Source organism: Arthrobacter vasquezii, assembly GCF_029455255.1.
Classification (GTDB): Bacteria; Actinomycetota; Actinomycetes; order Actinomycetales; family Micrococcaceae; genus Arthrobacter_D; species Arthrobacter_D parietis.
Genome location: NZ_JAROKN010000077.1, coordinates 1 through 9,963, shown reverse-complemented (window position 1 = coordinate 9,963; position 9,963 = coordinate 1). Strand labels below are relative to the sequence as shown.

The window sequence follows — 9,963 nt, the reverse complement described above, 5'->3', positions numbered from 1 at the left end:
GCGCGTGCGCCGCGGCGGGGGTTCATCGGCTGGTGCACCTCAGCAGCGCGGCCGTGCAGGGGCACCGTCCGGTCCTCGACGAATCGCCGGACACTGCACCCTTTTCCCCTTACTCTCGGAGCAAGGCGCTCGGGGAACAGGCGCTTGGACTCGGCCCCTTCGGCACGCTTGAAATTGTCTCGGTGCGCGCCACCTCCGTCCAGGGCCTTGAACGGCCGACGACGACGGCACTGGCCCGGCTCGCTGCCTCACCGCTGGCATCGGTCGCCTCACCCGGCACCGCACCCAGCCCGGTCTCCTCGGTCGACGCGCTCGCGGAGCTTGTCCGCACGGTTGGTCTGCATCAGGGCCAGCTTCCGGAGGTGGTGCTGCAGCCCTGGGAAGGGATGACCGTGCGCACGGTGCTCGAGGCCACCGGAGGCACTCCCCTGGTTCTTCCGGCATTTCTCTGTCGGCTCATCCTGCGCACGGGATACGGGGTATCCGCACTTCTGAAGGAACGCCTGCACGGGTCGATCCGGCGCGTTGAGCTGATGTGGTTCGGCCAGGATCAGGTTGCCGGCTGGGTTGCCCGGCAGGGCGTCGCCCTTCCTGCCCGCGTCAGTTCGATCCTTGAGGAGGCCGGGGCTCGTCGACGCGGTCCTCGCTAGTGGGCTGGCTTTCAGCGGGCGTCGCGTCCGGCGGGCCCGCAGGTTCTTCTTCCGTGCCGCGTTCCTCTTCCGCGCTCCCGTCCTCTGCACCGGCGTCGTCACCGGCGGTTCCACGTACGACCCCGGGAACCACAGCGCGCAGCTCTTCGAACGAAATCACGCCCTCGCGAACCACGACGGGCAGATCTCCGGTGGTATCCACGATGGTGGACGCACCGGCGTCGGCTGAGCGTGCACCGTCTTCAAGGTAGACCTCCACCGCGTCTCCCAGCTGGGCATAGGCATCAGCCGCGGTAGCAGCCGCCGGCTGCCCCGTGCGGTTCGCCGAGGAGACGGCGAGCGGACCCGTCAGGATCAGGAGGTCCAACGCAACGCGGTCGTTCGGCATGCGAAGGGCCACAGTGCCGAACGTGTCGCCAAGGTCCCAGGTGAGCGACGGCTGGGCATGACAGATGAGGGTGAGGCCGCCCGGCCAGAACTCCTCGGCGAGCCTGCGGGCTTCAAGGCTGATGTCGGTTGCCAGCCCGTCCATTGTCTGGAGGCGTGGAATGAGAACCGGCGGCGGCATGCTGCGGCCGCGGCCCTTGGATGCGAGCAGCGTGGCAACGGCTTGCGGTGTGAAGGCATCCGCGGCAATGCCGTACACGGTGTCGGTGGGAATCACCACGCACTGCTTTGCGGCAAGCGCACGTTGGGCACGCGCAATTCCCTCACTGCGTTCGGTGGAGTCGGAGCAATCGAAGGTGGCACTCACGCCAGCCATCCTTTCATTTACAGCACGTCGGTTCGAATTGCCGATGTTGCACGGTCCCGCTCAGTAAGGTCCTGGTGCGTGCAGACAGTCTTCCACGACGGGTCTGCGCCCAGTATCCGCATCAGTGCTTCTGCCTGCACCTCGGCGTGTTCCATCACGAAATAACCGCCGGGCTTCAGGAGGCGCACGGCCGCAGCTGCAGCGGCCAGGGGTAGGCGCAGCCCGTCGGCGCTTCCCCCGTACAGTGCAATCTCCGGGTCGTGCTCAGCAACTTCGGGGTCGCGAGGAACCGCATCGGTTGGGATGTAGGGAGGATTAGAGACGACGACGTCGAACGTTCCGTTCAGTTCGCTGAGCGCCGCGGCATAGTCGCCGTTGACCAGGGTGACACCGTGCGGCTTCAAATTGCGCTCCGCCCATGCCAACGCCAGGTCGCTCAGTTCAACCGCATAAACGTCCGCGTCGGGCACCTCCTGCGCAATCGAGCCTGCTATGGCGCCGGACCCGGTTCCAAGGTCCGCCACGCGCGCCCCGGAGATACCCCGCGCCGCATCAATGGCAAGCTGGGCAACCGCCTCCGTCTCCGGGCGTGGTATGAAGACGCCAGGTCCCACTGCAACCTCCAGACCGCGGAAGTACGCAATGCCCGTGATGTGTTGAAGCGGCACCCGCTGGGCCCGCTCGGCAACGAGTTCGCCGTACCCCTCCGGCACCGCAGCCCCGATCAAGGCGAGGGCACGCACCCGACCCACACTCTCAGCCATGAGGTGCGCGGCGAGGAGTTCCGCGTCGACCCTCGGACTCGGCACACCCGCCTCAGCCAGCGTCGACGCAGCTTCGCGCAGGGCATCCGCCAGCGACTCCATGCTGTGCCGACTCTCCTACGCGTCGTCGCCGATGGCGTCGAGCCGGGTCTGTTCGTCCAGTTCGATGGCGGACTGTACTACCGGTTCGAGCTCACCATTCATGACGGCGTCGAGGTTGTACGCCTTGTAGCCCGTGCGGTGATCAGCGATGCGGTTTTCGGGGAAGTTGTAGGTGCGGATCCGCTCTGACCGGTCCATGGTGCGCACCTGGGACTTGCGGATGTCAGAGTTCGCGGCGTCGATCTCTTCCTGCTTGGCAGCGAGGATGCGAGAGCGCAGCACGCGCATGGCTGCCTCCCGGTTCTGCAGCTGGGATTTCTCGTTCTGCATGGCAACGACGATGCCGGTAGGAAGGTGGGTGATGCGCACGGCGGAGTCCGTGGTGTTCACCGACTGGCCGCCCGGCCCGGACGACCGGTAGACGTCAATCTTGAGGTCGTTCTGACTGATTTCCACCTCTTCGGGCTCATCAACCTCGGGTAGTACCAGTACTCCGGCTGCCGAGGTGTGAATCCGCCCTTGCGACTCCGTGACCGGAACGCGCTGCACCCGGTGAACTCCGCCCTCGAACTTCAACCGCGCGTACACGCCTTCGGCAGGGTCATTCGATGATCCCTTGATGGCCATCTGGACATCCTTGTACCCGCCGAGATCGGATTCATTGGCGGAAATGAGCTCGGTCTTCCAGCCGCGGGATTCGGCGTACCGGGTGTACATCCGGAGGAGATCGCCGGCAAACAGCGCGGCTTCGTCTCCTCCTTCGCCACCCTTGACCTCGATGATGACGTTGCGGGAGTCGTTGGGATCACGTGGGATCAGCAGCCGTCGCAGACGTTCCTGCGCGGCAGCCAACTGTTGCTCAAGCTCGGGGATCTCGGCAGCGAATTCAGGGTCCTCGGCCATCTCACGGGCGGCTTCAAGATCATCTTCCAGGGCCTGCCACCGTGTGTGCGCTTCCACGATGCCGCTGAGTTCGGCATAGCGCCGGCCAAGCTTGCGAGCCAGGGACTGGTCTGTGTGGACGGCCGGATCAGACAGCCGGACCTGCAGCTCGGCGTGCTCATCGAGCAGGCCCTGAATGGACTCAAACATGGCGGACACAACCTTCAGTATCGGATTCGAGCGGTGGTGGGTGGTTTAACGCGCGAAGCCGTTCGAGACATGCCGGCCGGCATGTCTCGAACGGCTACTCAACTAATCGTTGTCGCTTTTTGATCCAAGCGTGGTCTTCTGGACCTGCATGAGGAACTCGACGTTCGACTGCGTCTCCCGGATCTTGTTGGTGAGCAGCTCGAGTGCCTGCTGCTGCTCCAGTCCGGAAAGGACCCTGCGAAGCTTCCACATGATCTTGACCTCGTCCGGCGAGAGCAGGTTCTCCTCGCGCCGGGTACCGGATGCGTTGACATCGACCGCGGGGAAGATGCGCTTGTCCGCGAGGTTGCGGGACAGTCGCAGTTCCATGTTGCCGGTGCCCTTGAACTCTTCGAAGATCACTTCATCCATCTTCGAACCGGTCTCCACCAGCGCCGTGGCGAGAATGGTCAGCGAGCCGCCGTTCTCGATATTGCGGGCTGCACCGAAGAAGCGCTTCGGCGGGTACAGGGCCGCCGAGTCGACGCCGCCGGAGAGAATACGGCCCGAGGCAGGTGCTGCCAGGTTGTAGGCGCGTCCCAGGCGGGTCATCGAGTCAAGGAGTACGACGACGTCCATTCCCATCTCGACGAGGCGCTTGGCGCGCTCGATCGAGAGTTCGGCAACGGTCGTGTGGTCGTCAGCCGGGCGATCGAAGGTAGAGGCGATGACCTCACCCTTGACCGTGCGCTGCATGTCGGTGACTTCCTCGGGACGTTCGTCCACGAGCACCATCATGAGGTGCACTTCCGGGTTGTTCACCGTGATGGCGTTGGCAATAGCCTGCAGGATCAGGGTCTTGCCGGCCTTCGGAGGCGACACGATGAGTCCACGCTGGCCCTTGCCGATCGGCGCCACCAGGTCAATGACGCGCGGACCGATCTTCTTGGGCTCGGTCTCCAGGCGCAGGCGCTCGGAGGGGTAGAGCGGAACGAGCTTCGCGAAGTCCACGCGGTCCTTCAGCTCTTCAGGGTTCTTGCCGTTGATGGAGGTCAACCGGACGAGCGCGTTGAACTTCTGGCGGGTGCTGCTCTGGCTCTCGCCCTCGCGCGGCGCACGGATGGCACCGACTACGGCATCGCCCTTGCGCAGCCCGTACTTCTTGACCTGGGCAAGAGAGACGTAAACGTCGTTGGCTCCTGGCAGGTAACCGGAGGTGCGCACGAATGCGTAGTTCTCGAGGACGTCCAGGATGCCTGCAACGGGCAGCAGGACATCGTCATCGGTGACCTCGACGTCGTCGACGTCCGGGTTCTGGTTGCTGCGCCCCCGACGGCGCTCGTTGCGGTCGCGGAACCGGTTGTTGCGGTCATCCTCGCGGTTGTTGCGGTTACGGTTGCGCCGGTTGCGGCTGTTGCCTTCGTCGCGGTCGCCGCGGTTGTCCCGGTCACGGTCATTCCGGTTGTCCCGGTCGCCACGGTTGTCACGGTCGCCACGGTCTCCGCGATCATTCCGGTTGTCCCGGTCGTTCTGGTTATCGCGGTTGTCTTCGGTTGAACGGCGATCGTCATTGGAGCGTCGCTCGTTGCGGTCGCGGTTGCGGTCCCGGCGGTCATTGCGGCGCTCGCCCTGGCTATCCGAACCCTCGGAGTTCTCAGCATTCTGCTGCGCGCCCTGCTCGGCACCGTCGGTCTCAGATGCTTGCGCACTGCCCTGTGCCTCAGACTCGGTGCGTCGCCCACGGCGCCCGTCCCGGCTGCGGCGGCCTCGATCCGGAGTTTCCGAATCAGCTCCGGAATTCTCCTGGACGGCCCCGCCCTCGGACTCGGCCGCGGAGCCCACAGCCTGATTGCCCTGCGCACTGTCAGAGGCAGCCTGCTCCGTCTTTACGACGCCGTCGCTTCCCGCCCGCCTATTACGGTTACGGGTGCGGGTTGGCCGCTCGGCAGGCTCAGCTGCCTGCTCCTGCGATGCAGCACCGGCACCGTTCTGTGCAGCAGCGTTGCCTGACGAAGACGATGCATTCTCGTGTGCCGGAGCCTGTGCAGACGTCGCCTTGGGGCGGTCTGCCACTGCCGCGCCGCGCTGGTGGTCGGAGATTGCGGCCACGAGGTCACCCTTGCGCATCCGCGAACCTACGGTGATACCAAGCTGACCGGCAAGCGCCTGCAGCTGGGCGAGCTTCAGTCCGGCAAGCCCGGAACTTTTGGAAGCTGGTGCGCCGTTCGTTTCGGCGGCTTGGGTATCCACGCCTGTCGGCAGGTCAGTGGTTTGAGTCACGAAGGATTCCTTCCCCCTCGTCGGGCGATCCATCTCTGATGTGGATCGCGGTTTTGGTTTGCCCGCCGCCAAGTCAGAAGAGTTGGAAGCTAAGGTTTCGGTGCTGGCCGGATGCTTTCCGGCGTGGCCGAGCGTGCTGGAGACCTCGAGCCCCAGTGCGTAGCAGTCACGATGTGACTGCTGCCGCATCAGGTTCTGGGAGGTACACCTGAGATTGAGCCACTGCTGACACACAGGCAGTTTCACGACGGTCACAGAAGATGACGGCCAGATCAACAGAAGCACATCTGAATACGGAACTGTCTTCGTAAGATCGGTGCGTGATGAACGTCAACGATTCAAGCAGGCAATTACCGTTGGTGCACCTTCACTTTAGCACCTTCTGTGTCCACGTTCAGCCGTAGAACACGCCAGTCAATACCCTCATCCGCACCGACGACGATGCGCTGGACCGCCTCGATGACCGCGGCTGCCTGGTCCTGACCCACGGCAAGCGTCATTACTGTAGGCCCGGCGCCGGAGATCACCGAGGCGAAGCCCTCGGATCGCAACGCCCGCATCAGTGTGGCACTGTGCAGCATGGCCTGGGCGCGGTAATCCTGATGCAGCAGGTCCCTGGTCCCATCGAAGAGAAACTCGGGCGAGTTTGTCATCGCGTGCACCAGCAGGGCGGCGCGGCCGGCGTTGGATGACGCGCTGTTATGCGGTACGGAAGCGGGCAACAGGGCACGCGCTGCCTCTGTCGACAGTTCGCTGGCGGGAATGGCGACAACAGGCACTACATCAGGATGCACCGGGAGGATGGTGCTCTGGTAGGCACGACCCGTTTCCCACGAGACCGCTAGTGAACCCAGCAGCGCCGGTGCCACATTGTCCGGGTGTCCCTCGAGCGTGGAGCACAGTTGCAGGACAGCGCGCGCATCCATCCGGGCGGACTCGGGAAGAATCGCGTTGGCCGCCAAAACGGAGGAGACGATTGCCGCCGCGGAAGACCCGAGGCCCCTGCCATGGGGAATCACGTTCCGTGTCTCGATTTCCAGGCCGGGGCTGGCGAACCCTGCACGCTCCAGCGTGCCGAGGATAGTTGCTGCAACCAGGTGCGTCTCGTCCCGCGGCAAGGACTCCTCGCCCTCTCCGGTGACCGTCACCGTCGTCGTGCCGGTTTCGGTGGTCCGGACACGGATGGAATCGTAGAGCGTCACGGCCAGCCCCAGGCTGTCGAAACCGGGGCCGAGGTTGGCGCTGGTTGCCGGAACTTCCACCGAAACCTCCTGCCCGGACGCAACCATGGCCTCAGTCATGGCCGGCGCTCCGCTAAGCATCTGCCCGCTGGCCCACGTGCGAGTCCGCCAGGCCCAGCGCCCCTGCAACGCTGACGACGTCGAACTCCACCTTGGTGGGCTCAACGTCAGAACCGTCCGCCGCCTTGAGCGCCCACTGCGGGTCCTTGAGGCCATGCCCCGTGACTGTAATGACGATGGTCTTGCCCTCCGGGACGTCTCCGGCTGTGTGCTTCTTGATCAGGCCCGCAACGCCGGCAGCCGACGCCGGTTCCACGAAGACGCCCTCACGGGACGAAAGCCAGCGGTGCGCCTCGAGGATCTCCTCATCGGTCACCGCCTCGATGAGCCCGCCCGATTCATCCCGCGCGGTGATGGCCTGGTCCCAGGACGCCGGATTGCCGATGCGGATGGCGGTGGCGATGGTGTCCGGCTCAGTCACGGGGTAGCCCTTCACCAGCGGCGATGCCCCTTCGGCCTGGAAGCCCCACATGATGGGGGTGCGAGTCGATACCGCGGGCAATTCCCCTGCTGTGGGAGAGGTATAGGGCTGCGAGTACTCCTTATAGCCCTTCCAGTAGGCGGTGATGTTTCCCGCATTGCCCACAGGCAGCAGGTGATAGTCGGGGGCGTCGCCAAGGGAATCAACAACCTCGAAGGCGGCTGTCTTCTGGCCCTCGATGCGTGCGGGGTTCACGGAATTCACGAGGAACACCGGGTAGGACTCCGCCAGTTTCCGGGCCACATCGAGGCAGTTGTCGAAGTTGCCGTGCACCTGCAACAGCTCTGCGCCGTGGGCTATGGCCTGGCTGAGTTTGCCCATGGCGATCTTGCCGTCCGGCACCAATACCGCGCAGGTCAGACCGGCCTGCGTTGCGTAAGCCGCAGCGGACGCCGAAGTGTTGCCAGTGGAGGCGCACACGACGGCCTTCGCCCCGGCTTCAACAGCCGCGGTGATGGCCATGGTCATGCCCCGGTCCTTGAAGGAACCGGTCGGGTTCATCCCCTCGACCTTCAGGTACACGCTGCAACCGGTGAGCTCCGACAACGCCGGTGCGTGCACCAGCGGCGTTCCACCTTCACCCAGCGTGATCACGCGCGTGGACTCCGTCACCGGCAAACGGTCAGCGTACTCGCGGATAACCCCGCGCCATTGGTGAGCCATCAGAGTCCCTCTACTCGGAGGACGGAGGTCACTGCATTGATGACGTCCAGGTCCTGGATATGTTTCACAGTTGTTGCCAGCGCGGATTCGGTGGCCCGGTGTGTGACGATGCGCAGTTCCGCGCTCGCCGCCCCGACGTCGCTCGCCGGGTGGATAGTCTGCCGCATGGTCTCGATCGAGACGCCGTGCTCGGCGAAGAGTTGCGCGATCCGAGCGAGCACGCCGGGCTGGTCCGCCACGTCCAGGCCGATGTAATAGCTCGTGTTCACCATGTCGATGCTGAGCGCAGGGACGTGGCCCGTCGTTGTTTCGGTTCGGCCCGGACCGCCAAGCACCATGCGGCGGGCGGCGCTGACCACATCTCCGAGGACGGCGGAGGCGGTCGGTGTTCCGCCGGCTCCCTGGCCATAGAACATGAGCTCGCCGGCGTTCTCCGCTTCGACGAAGACCGCGTTGAACGCTCCGCGCACCGCGGCGAGTGGATGCTCACGCGGCAGGAGGGTGGGGTGCACGCGGACGCTGACGCCGTCGTCGCCCGCTTCATCCTTCAGCAGCTCCGCAATGGCGAGCAGTTTGATGACGTAGCCGGCGTCCTTGGCCGCAGAGATGTCCTCCGCCGAGACGGAGGTGATGCCCTGGCAGTGCACGTTTTCCAGCGCGAAGCGCGTGTGGAAGGACAGGGAGGCGAGGATCGCCGCTTTGGCAGCGGCGTCATATCCCTCGATGTCCGCCGTGGGATCGGCCTCGGCGTAACCGAGGCGCTGCGCGTCGGCCAGTGCATCGGCGAACTGGGCGCCGGTGGAGTCCATCTGGTCCAGGATGTAGTTCGTGGTCCCGTTGACAATACCGAGGACGCGCGTGATGCGGTCTCCCGAGAGGCTGTCGCGGATCGGGCGGAGAATGGGAATGGCTCCGGCGACGGCGGCCTCGTAGGACAGCTGGACGTGCGCCGCGTCCGCGCGCTCGTAGAGGGTGGGCCCGTCCTGGGCGAGCAGTGCCTTGTTGCCGGTGACCACGGTGGCTCCGTGGTCGATCGCCCGCAGGATCAGGGTGCGGGCGGGTTCAATTCCGCCCATGAGCTCAATGACGATGTCCGCTCCCTCCACCAGGGATTCCGCATCCGTGGTGAACAGCTCCCTGGGGAGCTCGGCCTCACGGGGTGCGTCGATGGATCGCACCGCAATGCCGGTGAGCTCCAGGCGCGCACCGATGCGGGCGGCCAGGTTGTCGGCGTCCTCGAGGAGGATCCGCGCAACCTGCGAACCGACGTTTCCGCAGCCCAGCAGGGCCACACGCAGTGTGCCGTCGGAAACGGTGGTGTGGGGGGCATTCATCAAATCGATCAGGCTCCTGCTTCCAGAGTTGCTCGGTCGTTTCCCGTCTTGCGCAGCACATCGCGCGAGAGGAGGTCTTCTTCGGTTTCGCCGCGCACGATGATGCGTGCCTCGCCGTCCTTCACTGCGACCACAGGGGGTCGGGTGAGGTAGTTGTAGTTGCTGGCCAGCGACCAGCAGTAGGCGCCTGTTCCCGGCACCGCAAGCAGGTCTCCATGCGTGGTGTCGCCGGGCAGGTAGACGCTGCGCACAACGATGTCACCGCTTTCGCAGTGCTTCCCGACAACGCGCGAGAGCACCGGCTCCGCTGCGGAGGTGCGTGATGCAACCACGGCCGAATAGTCGGCGTCGTACAGCACCGGGCGAGCGTTGTCACTCATTCCGCCGTCAACTGAGACGTAGCGGCGGGGGTGGGAGGCGCCGTCGACGTCCGCCTGCACCGTCTTGGTGGTGCCGGCGGTATACAGGGTGAAGGTGCTTGGTCCGGCAATGGCGCGGCCGGGCTCGATCGAGATCCGCGGCGCCCGCAGACCGTGCGGGAGACCACCGCGTGCACGTCCTGT

9 protein-coding genes are annotated in these 9,963 nt (G+C 65.1%); 1 reads left to right on the top strand and 8 read right to left on the bottom strand.

Annotated features, from left to right (window positions below; translation table 11 throughout):
- The coding region (locus P4U43_RS16525) for an NAD-dependent epimerase/dehydratase family protein (RefSeq protein ID WP_277359708.1) at nucleotides 1–650 on the top strand (650 nt) is incomplete at its 5' end.
- Here P4U43_RS16525 and P4U43_RS16520 read toward each other — a convergent pair.
- From P4U43_RS16520 to P4U43_RS16485, 8 genes are all read right to left on the bottom strand, one after another.
- Nucleotides 601–1,404 (bottom strand): L-threonylcarbamoyladenylate synthase, encoded by an 804-nt coding sequence (locus P4U43_RS16520; RefSeq protein ID WP_277359707.1) that lies wholly within the window; start codon nucleotides 1,402–1,404, stop codon nucleotides 601–603. The two genes, P4U43_RS16525 and P4U43_RS16520, sit on opposite strands and share 50 nt — an antisense overlap.
- A gap of 17 nt (nucleotides 1,405–1,421) precedes the next feature.
- On the bottom strand, nucleotides 1,422–2,270 hold the full coding sequence (gene prmC / locus P4U43_RS16515) for a peptide chain release factor N(5)-glutamine methyltransferase (protein WP_277359706.1): 849 nt from the start codon (nucleotides 2,268–2,270) through the stop codon (nucleotides 1,422–1,424).
- Nucleotides 2,271–2,285: 15 nt separating this feature from the next.
- Nucleotides 2,286–3,362 carry a peptide chain release factor 1 gene (gene prfA / locus P4U43_RS16510; protein ID WP_056548352.1) on the bottom strand — a complete coding sequence of 359 codons (1,077 nt, stop codon included), beginning with the start codon at nucleotides 3,360–3,362 and terminating at the stop codon, nucleotides 2,286–2,288.
- Nucleotides 3,363–3,464: 102 nt separating this feature from the next.
- Nucleotides 3,465–5,621 carry a transcription termination factor Rho gene (gene rho / locus P4U43_RS16505; protein ID WP_277359705.1) on the bottom strand — a complete coding sequence of 719 codons (2,157 nt, stop codon included), beginning with the start codon at nucleotides 5,619–5,621 and terminating at the stop codon, nucleotides 3,465–3,467.
- Nucleotides 5,622–5,971: 350 nt separating this feature from the next.
- Nucleotides 5,972–6,922 (bottom strand): homoserine kinase, encoded by a 951-nt coding sequence (gene thrB / locus P4U43_RS16500; protein WP_277359704.1) that lies wholly within the window; start codon nucleotides 6,920–6,922, stop codon nucleotides 5,972–5,974.
- 13 nt (nucleotides 6,923–6,935) lie between these two features.
- Nucleotides 6,936–8,066 carry a threonine synthase gene (gene thrC / locus P4U43_RS16495; RefSeq protein ID WP_277359703.1) on the bottom strand — a complete coding sequence of 377 codons (1,131 nt, stop codon included), beginning with the start codon at nucleotides 8,064–8,066 and terminating at the stop codon, nucleotides 6,936–6,938.
- A complete protein-coding gene (locus tag P4U43_RS16490) occupies nucleotides 8,066–9,400 on the bottom strand; it encodes a homoserine dehydrogenase (protein ID WP_277359702.1) in 1,335 nt (444 codons plus the stop codon). Before P4U43_RS16490 ends, thrC begins: the two co-directional genes overlap by 1 nt.
- An 8-nt stretch (nucleotides 9,401–9,408) precedes the next feature.
- The coding region (locus P4U43_RS16485) for a diaminopimelate decarboxylase family protein (RefSeq protein WP_404800764.1) at nucleotides 9,409–9,963 on the bottom strand (555 nt) is incomplete at its 5' end.